Below are 24,372 nucleotides of genomic sequence, written 5' to 3'. Positions count from 1 at the left end.
GGGCCGTCGCCGGGGCCCCGGCGACGGGCTGCCCTGGCATTCGACCGACTCCGGCGGGCGCTCGGCCGCGCCCTGGGCGGGCGCTCGGCCGGCTCTCAGGCAGGGGGTCCGAGGACGGGCGCGGAGAGCCGGAAGCTCATCCGGCCGAAGCTCACCTGGTCCCCGTCGCGGACCGGGACCGTGCCGGTGACCCGCTGGCCGTTGACGCAGGTGCCGTTGGTCGAGCCGAGGTCGCGCAGCAGCCAGCGGCCGCCCTGCGCGGTGAGTTCCGCGTGCAGCCGGGAGACGGTCTCGTGGTTGAGCCGCAGACCGTTTCCCGGATCGCGGCCGATCCGCAGCGGGTGCGGGCTCGGCGCCGGGAGCAGGAGCTTGGGGAGCCGTTCGGTCTGCCAGACCCGGCGTACCCGGCCGGGGAATCCGGACACCCCGCTGACGACCCGGAGTATCCGCCGGGACCAGCGGCCCTCGCTCTCCAGGTCGGCGGTGAGCGCCTCCAGCTCCTCCGGGCGGCGGGCGGTGAGGACCAGCTCCATGCGCCGCATGAAGGTGTCGTGGGAGAGCTTGCCCTGTGCCGCGCCGTCTCTGAGTACGCCGAGCACACGGTCGCGCTGGGCGTCGGACAGCCGCACGGGATACGTGTGGGACTCGAAGGAGGACGTCACGCGGCCAATTGTCGGTCCGACCGCCCCGGAGTGTCCAGAACGTGCCCGCGCTCCGCCCCGGCCTGAGCGGCGCACCTCTCCGGCACCCGCCCGTCACGTCCCGCCGGCACCCGCGCGGGCACCGCCGCGGATATCCCCGCGCACGGCCGCGAGGACGCTGCTACCGTCTCCCGCCGCGGGCCCGCCCGGCATTCGCCGCGGGGCCCTTCCGCGCGCTTCAAGGAGCTTGTGTGACCCGTGCACCACAGGAATTGACCATCCGTCCGCTCGCCGGTCCCGAGGAGCTGGCGCTCTTCCTCCGGCTGTCGTACACCCTCGATCACGAACTCGCCGACGACCTGGGGAGCGGGCGCCGCCGGCCCGGGTGGATGTGGGTGGCGATGCGCGGCGAGCAGGTGGTGGCACGGCTCGCGTGGTGGAGCCAGAACGGGGAGGCGCCGCTGCTCCTCGACTTCTTCGACCTGGACGACACCCTGCCCGAGCCCGAACGCGGCGAGGCGGGCCTGAAGCTGCTGGAGACGGCGACGGCCGCGGTCGTGCCGGCCGGTGCCCCTCGGCCCGAGTACGGACGCTTCGTACCGGCCGACTGGCGTGAGGACCCGGCCGTCCGCGACACGGTCGAGTCCCGGATCCGGGTCATGGAGCGTTCCGGTGCGCGGATGCTGGTCGAGCGGCTCCGTCTGGAGTGGCGCGCCGGTACGCCGGTCCCCGCCGGCAGCGGCCGGCTCCGGTTCCGCCCGGTCGACGGGCGCGAGGATCTTCTCGCGCTGATGACACCGGTGATGGAGGGCACCCTGGACGCCCACGGGCAGGCCGATCTGGCGTCCGGGCTCAGCGCCCGTGCGGCCGCCGAGAAGCACTACGACCAGGAGCTGGCGAAGTACCGGACACCGCGCGAGTGGTGGCGGATCGCCGAGCTGCCCGACGGTGAACCGGTCGGCTTCGTGATCCCGGCCCGCAACGACTACAACCCGATCGTCGCGTACATCGGTGTGCTGCCCGCCCACCGCGGCCACGGCTACATCGACGACATCCTCGCCGAAGGCACCCGGGTGCTGGCCGCGCAAGACGGTGTGGAACGCGTCCGGGCCGCCACCGACCTCGGCAACGTCCCGATGGCCAAGGCTTTCGCACGGCTCGGGTACGTGAACTTCGAGCGCTCCTTCGACATGGTCTGGGACTGATTCGGTGGACGGATCGCCGGACAGCCGGTTACGGTGACGACCCCGCCCCGGAACCGAGGAAGGAGGCGAGAACAGTGCGTACACCCACCATTTCGTTCCCGCGCTCCCGTCCCGTTCGCCGGGCGATTTCGGTCTGACCGGGAGCGCACCGCTTCTTCCGGAGGACTGTTCCATGACCGATCTGGTCATCCGCGCGCTCACCGAGAGCGACGCACACCTTTTCCACACCATGCGGGGCCGTGATCTCGTCGGCCGCGCCGCGTTCGGGCACCGGTACGCCACGGCGGACAACGGCGGCGACTACCGCCCCGAGTGGACCTGGGTCGCCCTGCGCGACGGTGTCGTGGTGGCCCGTGCCGCCTGGTGGGCCGGGCCCGACGACACCGAACCGGTGCTGCTCAACTGGTTCGACTTCGCCGACGGCGAGGAGGCGGCGGGCGCCGAACTGCTGCGCCGCACGCCGCTGCACGCCGAGTACGAGCTGATCCTGCCCGCCGACTGGCGGGAGCGGCCCGACGTCCGGGCCGCCGCGGAGGGCCGGATCTCCGCCGCCCGCGCGGCCGGGATGAAGCCGCTGGTCGAGCGGTACAGCTACAGGTGGACACCGGAGTTCGGCCTGCCCGAGCGGCCGGGGCGGCTGGAGTTCCGGCCCGAGCCGGACGACGAGGTGATCCTCGATGTGCTGCGCCGGGTCCACTCCGTCACACTGGACTCCCATGCCCGGAAGGCCATCGAGGGCCCCGGCGGTCTGGAGCAGGCGGCGCGGGAGGAGCTCGAATTCTTCCACTGGTGCCCCTCACCGCGCTCCTGGTGGCAGTTGGCGTACACCGCCGGCGGTGAACTGGCCGGCATCCAGGTGCCCGCCCACAACCCGTCCGGCCCGTGCGTCGGCTTCATCGGTGTCGTGCCCGAGCAGCGGGGTCACGGCTACGGGTACGACCTGCTCGCGGAGTGCACCCACTTCCTCGCGGCCGAGGGTGCCGAGTTCGTCGCGGGCGCCACCGACCGGGGCAATGTGCCGATGGCCGCCGCGTTCGCGAAGGCCGGTCATCGCATCAGCCAGGAACGCGTCCATCTCGTGTGAGTTCAGGAGCTGGTTCCGCCAGCCACTCCAGGCGGAGCCGCTGCGCGGCGGGGATCTTCGCGTCCTCGCCGCGCGGCCCCACGTTGAGCAGCAGATTGCCGCCCTGGGCCGCCGTCTCCCGTACCAGCGACTCCAGGGCCTCGCGGCCGAGGTACGCCTCGGGTGGGGAGTTGCGGTTGTAGCCGAAGCCGTGGTCGATGCCGCGGGTGATCTCGTACGGGTCCGGGCCGGTGTAACGGGCGAACTCCGGGGTTCGGAAGTCGTAGTACGGGGGCCGGCGCGGTACGAAGCCGTCGCCTCGGGTGATGGTGCGGCGTTCCCAGGTGTTGTACAGGGCCTTGGCGCCGGGGAGCGACAGGGCGCGCCACAGCGGTGCGCGGGGCAGCAGCCGGTCGTTGACGACGCCGTGCGGGACGGTGAAGCGGTAGAACTCGACGATCCGCTGGACATCGGTGCGCGTGCCGGGCCAGGCGATGTCGTTCCAGAGTATGTCCGGGTGGTGACGGCGGATCAGTTCGCGCAACTGGGCGCCCGCGTAGGCCGGGTAGCGGCCGCGCGGGACGGCCGAGACGGTGTCCGCGCCGGTCCCTATCGGGCGGTCGTCGAAGGTCCAGTCGAGTCCGCCGGAGTAGTAGATGCCGAACCGCAGCCCCTCGGCCCGTACGGCTTCGGCGAATTCACCGACGACGTCACGTGTGGTGTGCCAGCCGGCCCGGTGCGGGTTGGCGACCTCGGAGGGCCAGAGGCAGAAGCCGTCGTGGTGCTTGGTGACGAGAACGGCGTAACGGGCGCCCGCCGCACGGAAGTCGCGGGCCCATGCGGTGGGATCCCAGGTCTCCAGGGCGTCGTTGAAGTCGCCCCCGAAGGCGGTGTACGGGCGGCTGCCGTAGGTCGCGCGGTGGTGGGCCTCGACGGGGCTGCCGGGGAACCGGAGCGCGTTCTCGTACCACTCGGCGTACGACGTCCAGCCGAGCGGCGAACGGCGCCCGGCCAGGGGGAGTTCGGCCGCGGGAACGTACGGCGGGGCCCAGCCCGGCACGGAGGCGGGCGTCCAGTGCACAAAGATCCCGAGGCCGGCCCGGGACCACCATGAAGCAACCATGCCGCGAAGTATGGATCACCCGGGGGGCCGTTCGTCAGGTCATTGTGCCGGACTGCCCGTCTTCTGCGTACGGATCAGGTCGCGGTACCAGGCGTAGGAGTCCTTGGGGGTCCGGCGCAGCGTCTCGTAGTCGATGTGGACCAGGCCGAAGCGCTTGCTCGCGCCCTCGGTCCATTCGACGTTGTCGGTGAGCGACCAGGTGAAGTAGCCGCGCACGTCGACCCCGGCGTCGATGGCCGTGCGCAGGGCCCTCAGGTGTCCTTCGAGGTAGGCGATCCGGCGGGTGTCCTCGGCGGGCTCGTCGACGGCGCAGCCGTTCTCGGTGATGTAGAGCGGGGGGAGCCGGTCGCCGTAGCGGGTGTGGAGCTGGACGAGGGTTTCGCGCAGGCCGTCGGGGACGACGGGCCAGCCGAAGTCGGTCTTCTCGTAACCCTCTATCTCGCGGATGCCGAAGGGGAGTTCGGGGGGCATCCGGTAGCCGGAGAAAGTCTCCGGGGCGCTGGTGTCGGGGGCGCCGACGAGGGTGGGGTTGTAGTAGTTGATCCCGTACCAGTCGAGCGGGGTGGAGATGGTCGTGAGGTCGTCCTCGACCGGGCCCGGCATCAGTGCGGCGATGTTCTCGTCGGGGTAGCGGCCGGTGAGGACCGGGTCGGCGAACATCCAGTTGGTGATGGTGTCGTACAGTTCCGCGCCCAGCCGGTCCTCGTCACGGTCCCCTGCGGTCCAGACGGGGGTGTGCGAGACGGCGATGCCGATGTTGTCGGCGCCCGCGCCGCGCAGCGCGCGCACGGCGAGGCCGTGGGCGAGGAGCTGGTGGTGGGCGGCGGGCAGGGCGTCGAAGAGGAGGGCGCGGCCCGGCGCGTGCTCGCCGAGGGCGTAGCCGAGCAGCGTCACCTCGGCCGGTTCGTTGATGGTGATCCACATCGGCACGCGGTCGGCGAGGCGTTCGGCGACGATGCCGGCGTACTCGGCGAAGCGGTAGGCGGTGTCCCGGTTGAGCCAGCCGCCCTCCTCGTCGAGCGGCAGCGGGGTGTCCCAGTGGTAGAGGGTGGGGGCCGGGGTGATGCCGTGGGCGCACAGTTCGTCGACGAGGCGGTCGTAGAAGTCGAGCCCCTGCGGGTTGACCGGTCCGCTGCCGCCGGGCACCACGCGCGGCCAGCTGACGGAGAACCGGAAGGCGTCGGCGCCGAGGCCGGCCAGCAGGGCGACGTCCTCGCGGTAGTGCTGGTGGAATCCGGTGCCGCGGGTGGTGTCGGTGCCGTCCTTGATCCGTCCGGGCTGTGCGGCGAAGGCGTCCCAGCCGGACGGGCCCTTGCCGTCGGTGTCGGCCGCCCCCTCGGTCTGGAAGGCGGACGCTGAGGCTCCCCAGAGGAAGCCGGGCGGGAACGACGGCACAGTCATCTCGGCCTCCACAGCCGTACGAGGGAGTGCGTATTGAGCGGAACCTGATGGGGCAATGATCAGAACCAGACCTTAATCGCCAGTAACGGGCTCGATCCAGTGTTGCGGGCAGGTGATCGTGGCCGCTGCCGACGATGGGGCACGGGGGCGATGAGACGAGGAGCGTTGCATGCTGTTCGAGGTATGGGCACCGGATGCGGACGAGGTGGGGCTGCGGCTGGCGGGCGAGCCGCGGGTGATGGAGCGTGATCCGGCCCGCTCCGGCTGGTGGACGGCCGAGGCACCGGCGTCGGACGGGGACCGCTACGGCTTCGTCCTGGACGGGGGCGGGAGCGACGGGAGGGTGCTCCCCGATCCGCGTTCGCGGCGCCAGCCGGACGGGCCGGACGGCGAGAGCGCCGTCGTCGACCACTCGTTGTTCGATTGGCGCAGCGGCTGGCCGGGCCGGGGGCTGCCGGGTGCCGTGCTGTACGAGCTGCACATCGGTACGTACACCGAGGAGGGCACCTTCGACGCCGCGGCCGCCCGGCTGGGGCATCTCGCCGAGCTCGGTGTCACCCATGTGTCGCTGATGCCGGTCTGTCCGTTCCCCGGCACCCACGGGTGGGGGTACGAGGGCGTGTCGCTGTGGGCGGTGCACGAGCCGTACGGCGGACCGGACGGGCTGAAGCGCTTCGTCGACACGGCGCACGGTCTCGGGCTCGCGGTCCTGCTGGACGTGGTCCACAACCACCTCGGCCCGTCCGGCAACCACCTCCCGGCCTTCGGCCCGTACTTCACCGAGACCCACCACACGCCGTGGGGGGCGGCGGTCAATCTCGACGCCCCCGGTTCGGACGAGGTGCGGGCGTTTCTGCTGGGCAGCGCGCTCGGCTGGCTCCGGGACTACCGGCTGGACGGGCTGCGGCTGGACGCGGTCCACGCCCTGGCCGACGGCCGGGCACTGACCTTCCTGGAGGAGCTGTCCGCGGCGGCCGACACGCTCGCGGCGGAACTGGGCCGTCCGCTGCCGCTGATCGCCGAGTCCGACCTCTGTGACCCGAGGACCACGACCCCACGCGAATCAGGTGGCATCGGACTGCACGCCCAGTGGAACGACGACTTCCACCACGCCCTGCACACCGCGCTCACCGGTGAGTCCCAGGGCTATTACGCGGACTTCGCCAAGGCTCCGCTGGCCGCCGTCGCCAAGACCGTGACCAGCGCGTTCTTCCACAACGGGACGTACTCCAGCTTCCGGGGCCGGACCCACGGCCGCCCCGTCGACATCGCCCGCACGCCCGCCCACCGCTTCGTCGGCTACGCCCAGACCCATGACCAGATCGGCAACCGGGCCCTGGGCGACCGGCTCTCCGCGACGCTCTCCCCCGGTCTGCTGGCCTGCGCCGCGGCCCTCGTGCTGACCGGGCCCTTCACTCCGATGCTGTTCATGGGCGAGGAGTGGGGCGCCCGCACCCCCTGGCAGTTCTTCACCGACCACACCGATCCGGAGCTGGCCGAGGCGGTCCGCAACGGCCGGCGGCGGGAATTCGCGGCGCACGGCTGGGCGGCGGACGACGTTCCGGACCCGCAGGACCCGGCCACCCGCAACCGCTCCTGCCTGGACTGGACCGAACCGTCGCGGGAGCCGCACGCCCGTCTGCACGCCTGGTACCGGGAGCTGATCGCGCTGCGCCGTGCGCTGCCCGACCTCCATGACCCGGATCTGGCGTCGGTGCGCACCGCCCACGACGAACAGGCGCGCTGGCTGGCGTACCGCAGGGGCGATCTGCGGATCGCGGTCAACCTGGGCGAGAAACCGGCCACGATCCCGCTGGGCGGTGGCCGGCGCCGGGGCGGCGGGGACCGGGTGGTGGCGGCGTGGGAGCCGGTGGCGGCCCCGGGCGCCGACGGGCTGCTCCATCTGCCGCCGGAGTCGTGCGTGGTGCTGGCCGACGGCTGAGGGGGCTCGGGCGCGGCGGGCCGGGCCCCCGCGTCCGGCTACTCGACGATCGCGAGCTCCCGTGCCGTGCTGTTGAGGCGCCGGCCGCCGTCCTCGGTCACGGTCACGATGTCCTCGATCCGTACCCCGAACCGGCCCGGCAGATAGATGCCCGGCTCCACCGAGAAGCACATCCCGGGCACCAGCGGCAGCTCCTCGCCCTCGATCATGTAGGGCGGTTCGTGGGTGGTGACGCCGATGCCGTGGCCGGTGCGGTGGATGAAGCGTTCGCCGTAGCCGAACTCGGTGATGACGGCGCGGGCCGCCCGGTCGATGTCCTGGCAGGCGACGCCCGGCCGGACCGCCTTGCAGCCCGCCTCCTGGGCCTCCCGCACGATGTCGTGGACCCGCTGCTCCTCGGCGGTGGGTTCGCCGACATGGACCGTGCGGGAGGTGTCCGAGCCGTAGCCGTGCTTGAGGCCGCCGAAGTCGAGTACGACCATGTCGCCCCGCTCGATGATGCGGTCACCGGCCTCGTGGTGCGGATTGGCGCCGTTGGGGCCGGAGCCGACGACCGTGAAGTCGACCTGGGAGTGCCCGAACCGCTTGAGCAGTCCGGCCAGTTCGGCGGCGATGTCGGTCTCCTTGCGGCCGGAGAAACGCACCTTGAGGATCTCGCCGTACGTGGCGTCGGCGGCGGCTCCGGCGGCGGCGATCCGCTCCAGCTCGTGGGCGTCCTTCACCGCGCGCAGCATCGGCAGGGCATCGGTGAGCGAGACGTACGAGGTGTCCGGCAGCGTCCGCTGGAGCCCGAGCAGATGCATCGCCCAGGCGTTGTCGCTGATCCCGAACCGGCCCCGGCCGTCGAGCAGCGGGGCGGTGACGGCGTAGGGGTCCATGCCGTCGGTCCAGTCCCGCAGGGTGAGCGCCGGGGCGCCGACGGCCTCCTCGGCGTCCGGGGCCTCCAGCGTGGGGACGACGAGGACCGGGTCCTGGCCCGGTGTGAGGACGAGGACGGTGAGGCGTTCGGTGTTCACCGGCCGGTAGCCGGTGAGGTACACGAGATCGGGGCCGGGAGCGACCAGTACGCCCGCGAGCCCGGCCTCGGCGGCGGCGTCGGCCGCGCGTGCCATGCGGGCCCGGTAGTCGTCTGCGGTGAACGGCACGGGCTGGCTGTGGCTGGACATGCGGGACCTCCTGGCGACGCGACACGGCACACAGCATCCTGCCCGTCCGGGCCGCGCGACGCGAGTGGGGCTCAGGATTCCGGACCGAGCCGTACGACGAGGTCGGCGCGGGTCCGGCCGCGCTCGACCAGGCGGGCGTTGGCCTCGTCGGACCGTGTCACCCAGCGCTCGGCGTACGGCCTGGGCTTCCCGAACCGCACGTGCCGCTCGACGAGCCGCCGTACCCGCAGCACCGGGTCGGTCTCCAGGAACCACACCTCGTCGAGCAGTCCGCGCACCGGTGCCCAGGGGCCCTCGTCGTGCAGCAGGTAGTTGCCCTCGGTGATGACCAGCGGAATGTCCGGGGGCACGGGGACGGCTCCGGCGATCGGCTCCTCCAGGGCCCGGTCGAAGGCGGGGGCGTACACGGTGGTGCCCGGCTCCGGTGCGCGCAGGCGGCCGAGCAGGGCGGCGTACCCGGCGGCGTCGAAGGTGTCGGGGGCGCCCTTGCGGGTGGCGCGGCCGAGCCGTTCCAGTTCGGCCCCGGCGAGGTGGAAGCCGTCCATGGGGACGAGGACGGCGAGGCCGTCGAGCGTGTCGACCAGCTCGGCCGCCAGGGTGGACTTCCCGGCCCCGGGCGGCCCCGCGATGCCGAGGATGCGGCGGTGGCCGGGGACGGCGAGGCGGCGGGCTCGGGCCGCCGGCCCGGTGGGTTCGCTGGTGTCCATGCGGGGCATTGTCCCGCCGCGACGCGTCAGCGCGCCCCCCTGCCCTCCAGGTATGCCAGTACCGCCAGCACCCGTCGGTGCACCGTGCCGTCGTCGGGTTCCAGGCCGAGCTTGGCGAAGATCGAGCCGATGTGCTTGCTCACCGCCCGTTCCGTCACGACCAGTTCGGCGGCGATGGTGCCGTTCGCCTTGCCCTGCGCCATCAGTTCCAGCACCTCGCGCTCGCGCGGGGTGAGGCTGCGCAGCGGCTCGGCCGACGACTTGCGGGTCAGCAGCTGGGTCACCACCTCGGGGTCGAGCGCGGTGCCGCCGCCCGCCACCCGCTCCAGTGCCTGGAGGAACTGGTCGACCCGGCCGATCCGGTCCTTCAGGAGGTAGCCGATGCCCTGCGCGCCCTTGGCGAGCAGCTCGGCGGCGTATGTCTCCTCCACGTACTGCGAGAGCACCAGGATCGGCAGTTCGGGCAGCTCCGCGCGGGCGGCGAGCGCGGCACGCAGCCCCTCGTCGCGGAAGGTGGGTGGGAGCCGTACGTCGAGCACGGCGGCGTCCGGACGGTGTGCCAGCAGGGCGGGCAGCACCTCGGGCCCGGTCGCCGCGTCGGCCACCACCTCGTGGCCCGAGCTGGTGAGCAGCAGGATCAGGCCCTCCCGCAACAGCGCGTTGTCCTCGGCGATCACGATCCGCACGGCAGCTCCACTTCGATGTCCGTCGGCCCCCCGATGGGGCTGCTGATGCGGGTGGTGCCGTCCAGAGCGGCGATCCTGCGCCCGATGCCGACCAGACCGCTGCCGGTGGAGGGGTTCTGCGAGGTGCCGTGCCGTTCGTCCGCGCCGCCGTGCCCATTGTCGCTGATGGTCACCCTCAGGGTGCCGGGGGTACGGGCGATGCGCACGGCAGCGGCCGTCGCACCGCTGTGTTTGCTGATGTTGGTGAGCGCCTCGGCTATGACGAAGTAGGCGGCTGCCTCGATCGCGGCCGGGAGCCGCCGGCCGTCCTCGACACCGTCCAGTTCCGCGGTGACGGGAACGCCCGCGTCGGCGGCCAACGCCCTTACCGCGCCGGCCAGTCCACGGTCCGTCAGCACCGGGGGATGGATGCCCCGCACGACGTGCCGGAGCTCCGCGAGGGCCGCCTCCGCGCCGTCCTGCGCCTCGTCCAGACGGACGCGCGCGGCGGCCGGGTCGCTGTCGAGGAGCTGTCTGGCGAGACCGATGCGCAGGGACAGGGCGACGATCCTGGCCTGGGCGCCGTCGTGCAGATCACGTTCGATGCGGCGCAGTTCGGCGCCGTGCGCCTCGACCGCACCGGCCCGGCTCTCGGTCAGCTGGTCGATGCGTTCGGCGAGCGCGGTGGACGGCGAGGAGGTGAGCAGGGACCTGGTCCAGCCGGCCGACAGGTCGGCGAGTACGCAGTGCCAGCGCAGCACCCACCCGGGCCGCTCGGGCATCGGTGTTCCGTACTCGTCGGCGGCCCGCCGGTCCAGCAGGTGCACGACCGGCAGCGCGGCGCCGTCCACGAGGAGCCCGACCGGCCACAGCACCATCGCCACGTATCCGACGGCATTGCCCATGAGCGCCTGGAGCGGCAGCCAGAGCGCATCGCGCCACACCGTCGGGTCGGTGAGTACGCGACGGACCCGCTCGGAGAGTTCGGCGCTGTCCAGCGACGGATAGGGCGTCGGCGTGAACTCGATGCCCAGCCGCTTCGCCGCCCTGCGCCGCTCGTACTCCGCGAACCGGCGCAGCACCTTGGCGGCCTCCGGCAGCGCGGGCAGCCCGATGAGCACGGCGCCGAACAGCAGGACCGCCAGCACCAGGAACGCGCTCACATACGCGAGCAGCGCGACCGCGATGCCGGTGGCCAGATAGCGCGACGCATCCCAGGAACGCCGGATGGCGGTTGTCAGCGGGGCGGGGGCGGTGCTCATGACGGACCACGTTACGGGGGCTGCTCGGCCACCGGAGTGGGGCCCTCCCCCGGGCTCCGGTGGAGCTGGCTGCACCCCCGGTCCGGGATCGCGCACCCTCGCCCGGCCGCCCCCCGGTTCATAGCGTTTACGCAGGTCGGAACCGACCCGGTGGAGCAGGCGAAGGAATGGTGGAGTCAACGGTGGACACGATCACGGCGGTGCGGGCGTCCGCGCTGAGTCTGGAGTCGGTGAGCCGGCGCCACGGCCGGGGCGGCCGGGAGACGACCGCGCTCGACGCGGTCAGCTGCGCGGTGCCGGTGGGGAGTTTCACCGCGGTGGTGGGTCCTTCGGGATCGGGGAAGAGCACGTTCCTCCAGTGCGCGGCGGGGCTGGACCGCCCGACGGCGGGCACGGTGCGGATCGGGGGCACCGATCTCGGTGCGCTCTCCGAGGCGGCGCTGACCCGGTTGCGCCGGGACCGGATCGGCTTCGTCTTCCAGTCGCACGCCCTCAATCTGGTGCCCTCGCTGAGCATCGAGGAGAACGTCGTGCTGCCGCTGGTGCTGGCGGGCGCCGACCCGGAGGACGAGGGATTGCTGAGCCGCGGACGGGATCTGCTGACCCGGGTCGGACTGGCGGGGCACGGCGCGCAGGGGCCCGCGACGCTCTCCGGCGGGCAGCAGCAACGGGTCGCGGTGGCGAGGGCGTTGGTGACCGAACCCGAGGTGATCTTCGCGGACGAGCCGACGGCCTCCCTGGACCCGGAGGCGGCGGCGCTGGTGCTCGGCCTGTTGCGGGACGCGGTGCGGATCGACGGCCGTACGGTCGTCATGGTCACCCATGATCCGGTGGCGGCGAGCTGGGCGGACACCGTGCTGACGATGGACGGCGGCCGGCTGCGATGAGCGGGAACGGGACCAGGGACAGGAACGGGGCCGGGGCCAGGAATGGGGCCGGAGACAGGAATGGGGCCGGGGCCAGGGGCAGGAGCAGGTCCGGTGGTGAGGGCGCTGCGCGGACCCGGACGGATGTGCGGGCCGGGGTCCGGCGGGCGTCGGCGTTTCTCGCCCGGCGTTCGCTGAAGGCCCATCGCCGGGCCTGGGGTGCGGTGTTCACGGCGACCACGGCGGCGGCCGCGCTGATCGGCGCCTTCGCCCTCGTCGTCGGTTCACTGCTGCTGGCGCAGCCGCCGGTGGAGCGTTACGCGGGGGCCGACGCGGTGGTGGCGGCCGATCAGCGGGTGACGTACACGGCGAAGCCGTGGGGCAGCGAGCCGAAGACCACGACGGCGTATCTGCCGGAACGGGTGCGGCTCGACCGCTCCGTGGTGGCGAGGGCGGCGAGCGCGCGGGGCGTCGCCGAGGCCGTCGCGGACGATTCGGTGCCGGTGACCGTGGCCGGCCGGGCGGGCGGGGGTGCCGGGACGAGCAGTGGCACCGGGACGAGCAGTGGTGCCGGGGCGGGCGGGGTGTTCGCCGTCGGCCGTTCCTGGGCGGCCGCCGCGCTCACTCCGTACCGGCTGACGGACGGACACGCGCCCCGGACCGCCGGTGAGGTGGTGATCGACGGTGCGCTGGCGGCCGCCACCGGGAGCGGGACCGGTGCGCATGTGACATTGCAATTTGACGGGGCTCCCCGGCCGTACACCGTCAGCGGGATCGCCGGCACCGATCGCCGGGGCGGCTCCCCCGCCGTGTTCCTCACCGAACACCACCTCGCCGCCCTGGCCGGACACCCCGGCACGGTCGATGCGATCGGCGTCCTCGCCGAGGACGGCGTATCCACGGACGCGCTGCGGGCATCGCTGGACAAGGCGCTGCCCGACCGGGCCCGTGGCGACCGCGAGGTCCGGGTGCTCACCGGCGCGGAGCGCGGCCAGGCCGGGTACCCGGACGCGCTCGGCGCCCGCAACGAACTGCTGCCGCTGCTCGCCTCCATCACGGGAACGGTCTTCATGGTGGCGCTCCTGGTGATCGCCACCACGATCTCCCAGGCAGTCCATCAGCGCTCCGGCGAGCTGGCGCTGCTGCGCGCCGTCGGGGCGACGCCGAGGCAGCTCAGGTCGGCCGTCGGCCGTGAGGTGAGCCGGGTGGCCGGGGCCGCGGCGGTGCTCGGCGCGGTCGGGGCCGTACCGCTGGGGCTGCTGATGCGGTCGCTGCTGACGACGGACCCGCTGCCGTTGCCGGTGCCGGTGTGGCTGCCGCTCGCCGCGACGGTCGCGGCCGGGGCGCTCGTCGCGCTCGCCGCCCGTCCGGTGGCGGTCCTCGCGGCAAGGGCCGTCACCGGGCTGCGCCCCGCCGCAGCGCTGGGTGCGGCCGGTGCGCCCGAGCCGGGCGAGCCGGGACGGGCCCGTACGGTCGCCGGGGCGGTGCTGGCCCTGGCGGGGGTGAGCGCGGCCGGTGCGGCGACGGCGCAGGGCGGGCAGGCCGCGGCGGTGGCCGCGTCGGGCGCGGCGACCTCGCTGATCATCGCGGTGGCGCTGCTCGGTCCGTGGATCGCCCGGGGGGCGACGCGGGTGCTGGGCACACCGTTGCGGCGGGCCGGCGGGGTATCGGGCTTCCTCGCCGACAGGTCCGCCGCCGCGCACCATCGGCGCCTCGGTGCGGCGATCACCCCGATCGTGCTGGTGGTGGCGTTCGTGTGTGTGCAGCTGACGGCGGGCTCGACGCTGGAGCGGGCCGCCGACCGGCAGGCCGCTGCCGCGCTCCGCGCCGACCTGGTGGTGACGGGCCAGGCCGCCGGGTTGCCGGCCGGTGCGGCGCGGGCCGTGCGCGAGGCGCCCGGGGTGAGGGCGGCGATGGGGGTGCTGCGCTCCGGCGTCGTGCTCGCCCACCGCGAGATGGGCGAGCCGAAGCTGGACCGGTTCCCCGTGCTGGGTGTGACGGCGGACCAGCTGGCCGGCACGCTCGACCCGCACATCACGGCGGGCGATCCGGCGGACCTCACCGGCAGGGCCACGGTCGCGGTCGGCGAGGACCGCGCCTCCGATCTCGATGTCGGCATCGGCGACTCGGTGGAGCTCCGTCTCGGAGACGGCACCGAGGTACGGCTGCGGGTGGTAGCGCTCTACGAACGGGCCCTGGGGCTGGGCGAGTTCATGCTGCCCCGCGAGGCACTGGCCGGGCATGTCCCGGTCCCGCGCGACCAGCGGATCCTGGTCCGCTCGGCGGACGGCGGGGCGGCCGCGGCCGTACGGCGCGCCCTCGCTCCGTATCCGGGCGTCCGGGTGCGTCCCGCGACGGCCGACGACGTACGGATCGCGCCTCCGTCCTCGGACCAGGACAACGCCATGATCGTCATCGGCGTCGGAGTGATCGGCGGCTTCGCGCTGCTCGCCGTGGTCAGCACGCTGTCCCTGATCACGGTGGGCCGACGCCCCGAGTTCCGGCTGCTGCGGATGGTCGGTGCGGGCCGCCGTCAGGTGCGGCGGATGCTGGTGCTGGAGACGGGAATGGTGGTGGTGGCCGGGCTGGCGATCGGCACACTGGTCGCGGTGGTCCCGCTGCTGGCGTTCGCGGTGTCGGTGACCGGTTCGTTGCCGTATCTGCCACCGGTCCGGTACGGGGCGCTCGCGCTGGCCGTGACGGTGGCGGCGGGTGCGGGGGCGTTGTGGCCGGGCTGGTCGGGCGGCGGCCGTTCCGTACTCGGACGCCGGACGTGAGGACGCCCCGCCGGACAGGGCCTGGGCCGCGTCCGTGAAGTCCCGCCCGGATCGCGGCACGGTGTCATGGCGACGCGGGCAGGGGCAGCGCCCCCTCCCGTGCCGCCGCGGCGGCCAGCGCGTCGAGCACCGGGGCGATCAGCGGATGCGCCGCCGCCCCGTGCCGCACCGCCGCGAAGACCCGGCGGGTCGGCGCGCTGCCCTCCACCGGCCGCACCACCACCCCGGTCAGCTCCATCCCCCGCAGCGCCGACCGCGGCACCAGCGCCACCCCGGCGCCCGCCCCGGCCAGCGAGACCACCGCGCGGAAGTCGTCCGAGGAGTGCTCCATCCTGGGCTGGAAACCGGCGAACTCGCAGGACAGGACCACCACGTCGTGGCAGGGGTTGCCGGGGTACGGGCCGATCCACGCGTCCTTCTCCAGGTCCGCGATCGCCACCTGCTCCCGGCCGGCCAGCCGGTGCCCGACCGGCAGTACCGCGTCGAACGGCTCGGAGTACAGCGGCACCCGGGTCAGCCGCCGGTCGTCCTCGTCCGGGGCCCCCCGGTACTCGACGGCGACCGCCACATCGACCTGCCGGTCGAGCACCATCGGCACGCTGGCGTCGCCCTCGGCGTCCTGGACCCGGACCCGGATGCCGGGCGCGGTGCGCGCCAGCGCGGCGATCGCGGGGGCGAGGACCAGGCCGATGCCGGTGGCGAACGCGGCGACGGTGACCGTGCCCGCGTCGCCCGCGCTGTAGGCGGCTAGCTCCGCCTCGGCCCGTTCCAGCTGGGCCAGCACCGCGTTGGTGTGGGTCAGGAGAATCTCCCCGGCGGCGGTGAGCCGGGCGCCTCGCGCGCCCCGTTCGACGAGCCGGTGCCCGGTCTCCTGCTCCAGCGCGGCGAGCTGCTGGGAGACGGCGGAGGGGGTGAGATACAGCGCGGCGGCCGCGGCGGTCACCGTGCGGTGGTCGGCCACCGCACGGAGGATGCGCAGCCGCCGTGAATCGATCATGTGCCCCATTGTCCCAGGTCACGGAGTTCCGCCGCTCGGGCGGGGCTCCGTGACCCGGGGACCGGCCGGGGCTACTCCCCCAGCGCGGCCCGTGCGTCGACGAACGCGTCGACGGCGCGGTTCACGTCCGCCGTGGAGTGCGCGGCGGAGAGCTGGACGCGGATGCGGGCCGCGCCCTGCGGGACGACCGGGTAGGAGAACCCGATCACGTACACACCGCGCTCCAGGAGAAGTTCCGCCATCCGGCCTGCCTTCGCCGCGTCCCCGATCATGACGGGGGCGATGGCGTGGTCGCCGGGCAGGATGTCGAAGCCCTCCTCGGTCATCCGGGTACGGAAGAGCGCGGTGTTGGCGTTGAGCTGCTCGCGCAGGTCACCGGCGGCCTCCAGCAGATCGAGGACCTTGAGCGAGGCGGCCGCGATGACCGGGGCGAGGGAGTTGGAGAAGAGGTACGGGCGGGAGCGCTGGCGCAGCAGCGCGACGATCTCGGCGCGGGCCGCGACATAGCCGCCGGAGGCGCCGCCGAGCGCCTTGCCGAGGGTGCCGGTGATGATGTCGACCCGGTCCATCACGTCGTGCAGCTCCGGCGTGCCGCGGCCACCGGGGCCGACGAAGCCGACGGCGTGCGAGTCGTCGACCATGACCATGGCGTCGTAGCGCTCGGCCAGGTCACAGATCTCGCGCAGCGGTGCGACGTACCCGTCCATGGAGAACACACCGTCGGTGACGACGAGCCTGCGCCGGGCGCCGGACGCCTCCTTGAGCTGCTTCTCCAGGTCGTCCATGTCGCGGTTGGCGTAGCGGAACCGCTTGGCCTTGGAGAGGCGGATGCCGTCGATGATGGAGGCGTGGTTGAGGGCGTCGGAGATGACCGCGTCCTCCGGGCCGAGGACGGTCTCGAAGACACCGCCGTTGGCGTCGAAGCAGGAGGAGTAGAGGATCGTGTCCTCCTGGCCGAGGAACGTGGAGAGCCGCTGCTCCAGCTCCTTGTGGACCTCCTGGGTGCCGCAGATGAAGCGGACCGAGGCCATGCCGTAGCCCCAGCGGTCCAGCGCCTGGTGGGCGGCGGCGATCACGTCGGGGTGGTCGGCGAGGCCCAGGTAGTTGTTGGCGCAGAAGTTGAGCACCTCACCGGGGCGGCCGCCTGCGGTGACGGCGACCGACGCGGACTGCGGGGTGCCGATCACGCGCTCGGGCTTGTGGAGTCCGGCGGCCTCGATCTCTTCGAGGGTGGTGCGCATGTCGTCGCGTACGGAGTCGAACATGAGGGGTGTCTCCCAGGTGTCTGCGGTGGCGTCGTCTACGAGGGCGTCGGGTCAGGAGGTCCAGTCGAGGATGACCTTGCCGCCGCGGCCGCTCGCCGCGTCGTCGAAGGCCGCCTCGAAGTCGCGGTAGCCGTACCGGCCGGTGATCACGGGGGCGAGGTCGAGGCCGCCCTCCAGCAGTACGGACATGGCGTACCAGGTCTCGTACATCTCCCGGCCGTAGATGCCCTTGACGGTGATCATCGAGGTGACGATGCGGGCCCAGTCGACGGCGAACTCCTCGGACGGCAGTCCGAGCATGGCGATCCGGCCGCCGTGCGTCATGTTCGCGATCATGTCGCGCATCGCCTCGGGCCGGCCGGACATCTCCAGGCCGATGTCGAAGCCCTCGCGCAGTCCGAGCCGCTTCTGCCCCTCGGCGATGGTCTCCTCGCCGACGTTCAGGGCGAGGCTGACGCCGACCTTCCGGGCCAGTTCGAGACGGGCCTCGCTGACGTCGGTGATGACGACGTTGCGGGCGCCCGCGTGCCGGGCGACGGCCGCGGCCATGATGCCGATCGGTCCGGCGCCGGTGATCAGTACGTCCTCGCCGACCAGCGGGAACGACAGCGCGGTGTGCACGGCGTTGCCGAACGGGTCGAAGATCGCGGCGACGTCGAGGTCGACGGGCACCCGGTGCACCCAGACGTTGGACGCGGGCAGCGCGACGTACTCGGCGAACGCCCCGTCCCGGCCGACGCCGAGCCCGAGCGTGGAGCGGCACAGGTGGCGGCGGCCGGCGAGGCAGTTGCGGCACTTGCCGCACACCAGGTGGCCCTCGCCGCTGACCAGGTCGCCGACGTTGATGTCGACGACGTCGGCGCCGGTCTCCGCGACCTCGCCGACGAACTCGTGGCCGAGGACGAGCGGGGTGCGCACGGCCTGCTGCGCCCAGCCGTCGTAGTTGCGGATGTGCAGATCGGTGCCGCAGATGCCGGTACGGAGCACCTTGATCAGTACGTCCGAGGGGCCGATCTCCGGCTCGGGCACGTCCATCAGCCAGAGTCCCGGCTCGGCCTTCTGCTTCACGAGTGCCTTCACGGCGGTGGCTCCCTGCGCTGGTGCGGCGTTGAGTGCCCCGGGCCGGGGGCTTACCTGAACGAAGCCTGCGGCCCGGGGAGGATCGAGAGGGGCGGGGCGATGGCAGCGCGCGTCGACCGGCCGCCGCGCACCATCCTCTGCCGTCACGGAGAAATCTGCCGCACCCCGCGCCACAGGTCCATCGAGGTTTTCTTAAGCGCGCCCGAAGATCCGCTTCATGCCGTGCTCCGGCCGGGGAGCCGCATGTGCGTACCGCTCCCGCGCCGTATCTGCGCCGTTCCGCTTCATACCTTCGAGTAGAGCCCCAGGAAGCGTGCCCGTCCGTCGCTGATCCGGTAGAGGAACATCCCCGTCTCGGTGCGTACCTGACGGGTGGAGGCGTGGAAGGACAGCGTCCGGGTGATGCCCGGGTGGGTGGTCCGGAACAGCCGCTGGGCGATGCCGCCGCGTTCCGCGTCGGCCGCGCTGGTGGTCCGGGCCGCCCGGGCGATCAGGCCGGCCGCGTCGTACGCCTCGGCGGACCAGCGGCCCGGCGGGGCGCCGAACCGCTCGCGGTGCGCGGCGGTGAACGCCTTCGCGGCCGGGAGCGCCTTCGGGTCGGTGTATGCCTGGGCGAAGACCCACCCCTCGGCTGCCCTGCCGGCGCCGCGGAGGAAGGCGGGTGCCAGGACCGGCCCGACGGACATGCCGGTGCCGGTGAATCCGGCGTCGGCCAGGGCGGTGGCGCAGCGGGCGCCCCGGCCGGGTGACGATCCGGCGTAGACGACCGCGTCCGCCCGGGCGGCGACCGCCGCGCGGGCGGCCGGGGCGAAGCCGGTGGTGTCCGCGTCGACCGGGTGCACCGTCGTCCGGGTTCCCGCGATCGAGGCTTCCCGGAAGTGGTGGGCGATCGCCCAGCTGCTCCGGGGGTCGGCGCGGTCCTCGATGACGACCACCCGTTCGGCCGGGCGGACCTGGGCCACGTAGCGGATCAGGGCGATGGACAGCGACTGGTCGAAGGGCCGGGTCACGCAGAGGGTCTTGGCGACCGCCTGCTCGGCGGTGGTGGATCCCGCCGCGACGACGACCTGGGCGAGGCGCGCGCTTTCGTATCGGCTGACGACGGCCGCGGCGGCGATGTCCCCGGTGGGGCCGACCACGGCGAGCACGTCCGGATCGGCGACCAGCCGGTTGGCGGTGTGCAGTGCGCGGCCCGCGTCCCCGGCGTCGTCCTCGGTGCGCAGGGCGAGCCGGAAGCCCGAGTCGGTCCGGGAGTTGTGGTCGTCGACGGCGAGCCGGATGCCGCGTTCGTGCGCGAGGCCGACCGCCCTGCCCGGCCCGCTCAGGTCGGCGTGCAGACCGATCGTGTACGTGGGGAGGGCGCGGGAGGGCGTTCCCCTGCCGCGTTGCCGCCCCGCCACCAGGGCGGCGGCGGTGCCGCCGGTCAGGAGGACCGCGCCGGTGGCCGCTGCGGTGAGCAGCCGGCGCCGGGACGGGCCGGGCGGGCCCGGATCCCCGATGACGGTGGGTGGTTCGGGGGTGGGGAGTGCGAGGGCGGCGGCCGAGCGTTCGGCGATCAGGGCGGACAGGCCCGGCGGCGCCCAGGAGCGCGCGTCCGGGGGCGCGGCATCGGTGAGCCGTTCTTCGACCTGACGCGCGGTGGGCCGGTCGGCCGGGTCCTTGGCCAGGCATGCCTCGACGAGGGGCAGCAGTCCGGGCGGCAGTCCGTCCAGGTCGGGTTGTTCGTGGACGGTCCGGAAGAGCACCCCGGCTGCGGTGCCGTGTCCGAACGGACGCCGCCCGGTGGCCGCGTGCACCAGGACGCAGCCCAGCGAGAAGATGTCGCAGGCCGGTCCGACCGGGCCCGCCGAGGCCTGTTCGGGAGCGAGGTAGCCGGGGGTGCCGATCACGGCGTCGGTCGCGGTGAGGGCGGTGGCCCCCTCGTGGCGTGCGATGCCGAAGTCGATGAGCCGGGGCCCGTCGAGCGCGAGGAGCACGTTGCCGGGCTTGACATCGCGGTGGACGAGACCGGCCTCATGGACCGCGACCAGCGCACCGGCGAGGCGGGCGCCGAGCACCCGGACGGTCCCGGCCGGCAGCAACCCCTCGGCGGCGAGGGCCTCGGCGAGCGAGGGGCCCGGCACGAACGCGGTGGCCAGCCACGGTTCCCGGGCCTCGGTGTCGGCTCCGGTCACCGGGACAACCCACGGTCCGGTGACCCGCCCGGCGGCCTCGGTCTCCCGCCGGAAGCGGGCCCGGAAGCCGGGGTCGGCGGCGTGCTGGGCCCGGATCACCTTCACCGCGGCGAGCGCCCCGCCCGGCGATCGGGCCAGGTACACCACGCCCATTCCGCCCGCGCCGAGCCGCACCAGGGTGCGGTACTCGCCGATGGCGCGGGGGTCCTCCGGAGTGAGCGGCCTCATACCGGATCAGGCTCCGGCCTTCGGCGCCGGGCCGAGGTAGCGATAGCCGCCGTCGCGCACTGCGTAGAGATAAGCGTCGCTGCCCTTGAGACGGTGGTTCTCGTCGAAGGCGTAGGTCCGGGACACTCCTCGGTACGTGGACGCGGCGATCTTCGCCACGAGTGCGGACCGCGCGGGCCGTTGGGCTCCCTTGGTGAGCGCGGTGAGGGCGGCGACGACGAGCCCGGCCGCGTCGTACGCCTCGGCGGCCCAGTGACCGGGAGCGCCCCCGAATCTCGCGCGGTGCGCCGCGGCGAACTCCTTGGCCCGGGGTGCGGTCGCGTCGATGTAGGGGGCGGTGAACTCCCAGGTTTCGGCACTCTTCCCGGCGTCCTTGAGGAAGCGGGCGTCCATGACCGTGTGCATGGCCATGCGGGGCCCCTTGAAGGGGGTGGCGGCGAGGGCGCGCGCGGTGCGGGCGGCGCCGGTCGTGTCTCCCGCGTAGAAGAAGGCGTCGCTGGCGTGCGCGAGCATGTCCGCGACGACCGGAGCGAAGTCGCGGGTTCCGGTCGGCACCACGCGTGGGTAGGTGGTGCCGGTGGTGAGCAGCCCGACGTTCATGTTGGTGAGGTAGCCCACCTGGTAGGCGGACTGGCCGCCGGAGCGGTCGAGCAGCACCCCGAGCCGTTCGACGTCGGGCCGCAGCAGCAGCCGGCTGATGATCGGGGCGGACAGCGTGGCGTCGGTCGGGGCGGCCTGGAAGAAGGACTTCTTGGACCTGGCGGGATAGGCGAGCTGGAGCGAGGACACGGTGACGAGAGGCAGCATCGCCTCGTCGTACGCGCCGAGCACGGAACCGGTGGCGGGATCCCCGGTCGGGCCGATCACGGCGAGCACATCGCGGTCGCGGGCGAACTGCTCGGCGACCCGCACGGCGCGGGCGGCCACCCCCCGGTCGTCGAGGGTCTTCACGCGGAGTGTGAAGGGCTTGTCCGTACGGGAGTTGAACCGTTCGACGGCCAGGCGTACGCCACGTTCCTGCGCCCGTCCGGCCGCGCGCCCCGGACCGGAGAGATCCGCCTGTACGCCGATGATCCAGGCCCGTCCGCCGGGCGTGGCCGCACCGCTCGCGTCCGGGTCGTCGCGCAGCCACTCCCGTACGGCGAAGGCGCCGCCACCGGCCGCGACCACCGCTCCGGCGCCCGCCAGCAGCAGGAGCCCTCGCCGCCCGGTGCGGGGCGCGACCGCAGTGGGTTGCGCGGTGACCGTGGCGTCGATCCCGGGCAGCGCGAGCATCGCGGCGGACCGGTCGGCGATCAGCCGTACGACGTCCTCGGGCAGCCAGTCGACGGAACCGTCGGGCGCGTCCTCGACGATCCGCCCGTCGAGCTGCGCGGCGGTGGGCCGCGCGGCGGGGTCCTTGACCAGCAACGCACCGAGCAGTGCCCGCAGTTCGGGGTCGTCGACCCCGTCGAGGTCGGGTTCGTCGTGCACGGTGCGGTAGAGCAGGGCCTCCACGGCGCCGCTGCCGAAGGCAGGCCGTCCGGTCGCGGCGTACGCCAGGAGGCAGCCCAGCGAGAAGACGTCGCTCGCGGGACCGGCGGACGTGCCGCCGCCGGTGGCCTGCTCCGGCGAGAGGAAACCGGGGGTTCCCACGAGCAGGTCCGTCGCGGTCAGCGCGGTTGCGTCGACGGCCCGGGCGATTCCGAAGTCGATCAGGCGTGGTCCGTCGACGGTGAGCAGCACATTGCCCGGTTTGACGTCGCGGTGGACGAGTCCGGCGGCATGCACGGAAGCCAGCGCACGGGACAGCAGGCGTCCGAGCACCCGGACGCTCCGTGCGGGCAGCGGCCCGCACCGGGCGACCGCCTCCGACAACGCCGGACCGGGCACGAACGCCGTCGCCAGCCAGGGGCGTTCGCCCTCCGTCCCGGCGCCGGTGACCGGAACCGTCCAGGGGCTCTCGACCCGGCGGGCGGCCTCGACCTCGCGACGGAAGCGGGCCCGGAAGTCGTCGTCCCCGGCGTACTCGGGCAGGATCACCTTGACCGCGGCGAGCGCCCCGGTGTCCGTGCGGCCGAGGTAGACGACCCCCATCCCGCCGGCTCCGAGCCGGCCCAGCAGCCGGTGTCCGCCGATCCGTGACGGGTCCGAGGCGTGCAGCTCATCCATCGGCCGGTCTCTCCCTCAACTCTGCTTCTCGACAGCGGACTTGAGCCGGACCTCCATGGCGGCCTGGGCCCGGGTGGTGAGATCGCCGATCTCGTCCTCGGTCCGCCCCTTGGCCCCCCTGCCCGTCACGGCCAGGGTGAACCGCAGCATCTGCGACTGCTGCCAGAGGTACGGATGGGGGCCGCCGAGCTCCGCGCTCCGGTACTCGCCGACCTCGGTCAACGCGTCCTCGGAGTTGTTCTGGGAGCTCTCGCCCTGCAACAGCGAGGCGGAGACCATGGAGCCGATCGTTTCGCCCTTGCGCAACTGCTGCGTGGGGCAGCGCATCGTCTCCTCGATCGACTCGGCCATCTCCCACCGCGCGTCCCCACGGGTGCGGTGGACGGTCATGACGGCGGAGAGCCGGATGGGCCCCTTGCCCCGGGCCGCGGGTACTTCGAAGGAGCGGGTGACGGTGGCGAGGACACTGCCGACCGGCTTCTCCTGGCGCCATACGCAGTCGGTCCCGAGGACGGGCCAGGTGGCCGGATCGCTCTCGTACGGGCTGCGTTCGACCACTCCGGGCCCGAAGCTGTCGGGGTCGGCGATCACCCGTGCGATGAGATCGAGCGCCGCGCTCCTGGAGGCGGGGAGCCGGGCCGGGTCCGCGTCGATGGACCCGGCCTCCTCCTCGGAACCGGTGGCGGGTGGTGTGATCGGGCCGTCCGGCTTCGTGCTCGCGCTGCCGGACGGGTGCGGGCTCCCGCCCTTCCGCCCCTGGTTCTCCTCGCCGCTGGAACAGGCCACCAGCAGCAGTGGCGTCAATACCAGGATCCCGTACCTGCGTATCGGCCCGCCGCACCTCACGATCGACCACCCCGTCTCCCGATGCCGCGTCGATCCTACGAACGCGGGCCGGGCACGGGGGGATCAGGGCAAAACTGTTGCGCCTTCAGGACGTTGTGGTGACGCTCACGCCGTGGGCGCCGCCGCGTCCGGTTCCGGGTCGGTGGCCAGGCGGGCGTGCAGGTGCTCGTCGTGGTACTTCCCGTCGCCGAAGCGGTGGGAGTCGCGCAGGGTGCCCTCGGGGAGGTAGCCGCAGCGGTCGGCCACCCGGCAGGAGCTCTCGTTGCCGGTGGCGTGGGCTATCTCGATCCGGCGGGCATCGGCCGTCGCGAAGCCCCAACTCGTCACCGCGCCGGTCGCCCGGGTGGCGATTCCCCGTCCGCGGGCGGCCGGCAGCAGCCAGTACCCGATCATCGCCAGGCCGTCCTCGCGGTCGACCCAACGCAGTGTGACGGCACCCAGCAGCGCACCGCCGGAGGCTTCCACCACGGCGAAGGGGGCGACGGCGCCGCGGTCCCAGGCTCCGTCGCGCGCCTCCACCCAGGCGAGGGCGGCGGCGCGGTCGGCTGTCGCGATCGGGTTCCAGAGGGCGATCTGCGGATCCGCCGCGGCGGCCACCAGGCCGTCCAGCATGCCCTCCGACTCGGCGTCCCGCCGGCTCCACGGGCGCAGCACCACATCACCGAGGTCGAATGTGGTGCGGACGAAGTCCCGCCGGTCTGCGGGGTCCTGCGCGGTCTGCGGGTGCATGGATGTGCTCATGGCGGCATTCCTACCCGACTACCGAGGCCCTCGCCAGCGAATATCCGCCGGTCACGGGCACGACGGGCCGCA

General features: G+C 73.4%; 19 protein-coding genes. 5 read left to right on the top strand and 14 right to left on the bottom strand.

Going from position 1 to position 24,372, the window contains the following annotated elements:
* Positions 1-95: 95 nt before the first annotated feature.
* Positions 96-662: an FHA domain-containing protein gene (locus ACFVH0_RS33890; RefSeq protein ID WP_385826534.1), complete on the bottom strand. Its 567-nt coding sequence runs from the start codon at positions 660-662 to the stop codon at positions 96-98.
* 230 nt (positions 663-892) lie between these two features.
* On the opposite strand from ACFVH0_RS33890, the gene ACFVH0_RS33885 reads away from it, so the two are divergent.
* Together ACFVH0_RS33885 and ACFVH0_RS33880 are read left to right on the top strand one after the other, a co-directional pair.
* Positions 893-1,846: a GNAT family N-acetyltransferase gene (locus ACFVH0_RS33885; RefSeq protein ID WP_385826532.1), complete on the top strand. Its 954-nt coding sequence runs from the start codon at positions 893-895 to the stop codon at positions 1,844-1,846.
* A 172-nt stretch (positions 1,847-2,018) separates the two neighbouring features.
* Positions 2,019-2,930: a GNAT family N-acetyltransferase gene (locus ACFVH0_RS33880; RefSeq protein WP_385826530.1), complete on the top strand. Its 912-nt coding sequence runs from the start codon at positions 2,019-2,021 to the stop codon at positions 2,928-2,930.
* Here the strand turns inward: ACFVH0_RS33880 and ACFVH0_RS33875 are convergent.
* Both ACFVH0_RS33875 and ACFVH0_RS33870 read right to left on the bottom strand, forming a co-directional pair.
* A complete protein-coding gene (locus tag ACFVH0_RS33875) occupies positions 2,902-4,032 on the bottom strand; it encodes an alpha-L-fucosidase (RefSeq protein ID WP_385826528.1) in 1,131 nt (376 codons plus the stop codon). The two genes, ACFVH0_RS33880 and ACFVH0_RS33875, sit on opposite strands and share 29 nt — an antisense overlap.
* Before the next feature lie 39 nt (positions 4,033-4,071).
* Positions 4,072-5,433, bottom strand: a complete 1,362-nt coding sequence (locus tag ACFVH0_RS33870) for a GH1 family beta-glucosidase (protein WP_385826527.1) — start codon at positions 5,431-5,433, stop codon at positions 4,072-4,074.
* Positions 5,434-5,602: 169 nt separating this feature from the next.
* Between ACFVH0_RS33870 and treZ the strand changes: the two genes are divergently transcribed.
* Positions 5,603-7,375, top strand: coding sequence for a malto-oligosyltrehalose trehalohydrolase (treZ, locus tag ACFVH0_RS33865; protein WP_385826525.1), 1,773 nt, complete (start codon positions 5,603-5,605; stop codon positions 7,373-7,375).
* 38 nt (positions 7,376-7,413) lie between these two features.
* Here treZ and ACFVH0_RS33860 read toward each other — a convergent pair whose 3' ends face one another.
* The 4 genes from ACFVH0_RS33860 to ACFVH0_RS33845 form a co-directional block, all read right to left on the bottom strand.
* Positions 7,414-8,541: an aminopeptidase P family protein gene (locus ACFVH0_RS33860; RefSeq protein ID WP_385826523.1), complete on the bottom strand. Its 1,128-nt coding sequence runs from the start codon at positions 8,539-8,541 to the stop codon at positions 7,414-7,416.
* Positions 8,542-8,612: 71 nt separating this feature from the next.
* On the bottom strand, positions 8,613-9,248 hold the full coding sequence (locus ACFVH0_RS33855; protein WP_385826521.1) for a nucleoside/nucleotide kinase family protein: 636 nt from the start codon (positions 9,246-9,248) through the stop codon (positions 8,613-8,615).
* 26 nt (positions 9,249-9,274) lie between these two features.
* On the bottom strand, positions 9,275-9,934 hold the full coding sequence (locus ACFVH0_RS33850; RefSeq protein WP_385826519.1) for a LuxR C-terminal-related transcriptional regulator: 660 nt from the start codon (positions 9,932-9,934) through the stop codon (positions 9,275-9,277).
* Entirely contained in the window at positions 9,922-11,175 is a 1,254-nt protein-coding gene (locus ACFVH0_RS33845) for a sensor histidine kinase (protein ID WP_385826517.1), read from the bottom strand. Before ACFVH0_RS33845 ends, ACFVH0_RS33850 begins: the two co-directional genes overlap by 13 nt.
* Before the next feature lie 167 nt (positions 11,176-11,342).
* On the opposite strand from ACFVH0_RS33845, the gene ACFVH0_RS33840 reads away from it, so the two are divergent.
* A complete protein-coding gene (locus ACFVH0_RS33840) occupies positions 11,343-12,062 on the top strand; it encodes an ABC transporter ATP-binding protein (RefSeq protein WP_385826515.1) in 720 nt (239 codons plus the stop codon).
* Positions 12,059-14,818: an FtsX-like permease family protein gene (locus tag ACFVH0_RS33835; RefSeq protein ID WP_385826513.1), complete on the top strand. Its 2,760-nt coding sequence runs from the start codon at positions 12,059-12,061 to the stop codon at positions 14,816-14,818. Before ACFVH0_RS33840 ends, ACFVH0_RS33835 begins: the two co-directional genes overlap by 4 nt.
* 64 nt (positions 14,819-14,882) lie before the next feature.
* Here the strand turns inward: ACFVH0_RS33835 and ACFVH0_RS33830 are convergent, their stop codons facing one another.
* The 7 genes from ACFVH0_RS33830 to ACFVH0_RS33800 all read right to left on the bottom strand — a co-directional run bounded on the left by ACFVH0_RS33830 (position 14,883) and on the right by ACFVH0_RS33800 (position 24,300).
* Positions 14,883-15,815 (bottom strand): LysR family transcriptional regulator, encoded by a 933-nt coding sequence (locus ACFVH0_RS33830; protein WP_385826511.1) that lies wholly within the window; start codon positions 15,813-15,815, stop codon positions 14,883-14,885.
* A gap of 71 nt (positions 15,816-15,886) precedes the next feature.
* Positions 15,887-17,080 (bottom strand): glycine C-acetyltransferase, encoded by a 1,194-nt coding sequence (locus ACFVH0_RS33825; RefSeq protein WP_259933951.1) that lies wholly within the window; start codon positions 17,078-17,080, stop codon positions 15,887-15,889.
* A gap of 51 nt (positions 17,081-17,131) precedes the next feature.
* Positions 17,132-18,160, bottom strand: a complete 1,029-nt coding sequence (gene tdh / locus ACFVH0_RS33820; protein ID WP_385826509.1) for an L-threonine 3-dehydrogenase — start codon at positions 18,158-18,160, stop codon at positions 17,132-17,134.
* A gap of 284 nt (positions 18,161-18,444) precedes the next feature.
* Entirely contained in the window at positions 18,445-20,562 is a 2,118-nt protein-coding gene (locus ACFVH0_RS33815) for a bifunctional serine/threonine-protein kinase/ABC transporter substrate-binding protein (RefSeq protein WP_385826508.1), read from the bottom strand.
* Positions 20,563-20,568: 6 nt separating this feature from the next.
* Complete coding sequence (locus ACFVH0_RS33810) at positions 20,569-22,713, bottom strand: bifunctional serine/threonine-protein kinase/ABC transporter substrate-binding protein (RefSeq protein WP_385826506.1); 2,145 nt, start codon at positions 22,711-22,713, stop codon at positions 20,569-20,571.
* A gap of 15 nt (positions 22,714-22,728) precedes the next feature.
* Positions 22,729-23,517, bottom strand: coding sequence for a hypothetical protein (locus tag ACFVH0_RS33805; RefSeq protein ID WP_385826504.1), 789 nt, complete (start codon positions 23,515-23,517; stop codon positions 22,729-22,731).
* Positions 23,518-23,664: 147 nt separating this feature from the next.
* Entirely contained in the window at positions 23,665-24,300 is a 636-nt protein-coding gene (locus ACFVH0_RS33800) for a GNAT family N-acetyltransferase (protein WP_385826502.1), read from the bottom strand.
* Positions 24,301-24,372: the final 72 nt, after the last annotated feature.

Source organism: Streptomyces sp. NPDC127117, from assembly GCF_042677325.1.
Taxonomy (GTDB): Bacteria; Actinomycetota; Actinomycetes; order Streptomycetales; family Streptomycetaceae; genus Streptomyces.
The sequence above is the reverse complement of the archived record's forward strand: the minus strand, read 5'-3'. Positions and strand labels throughout refer to the sequence as shown.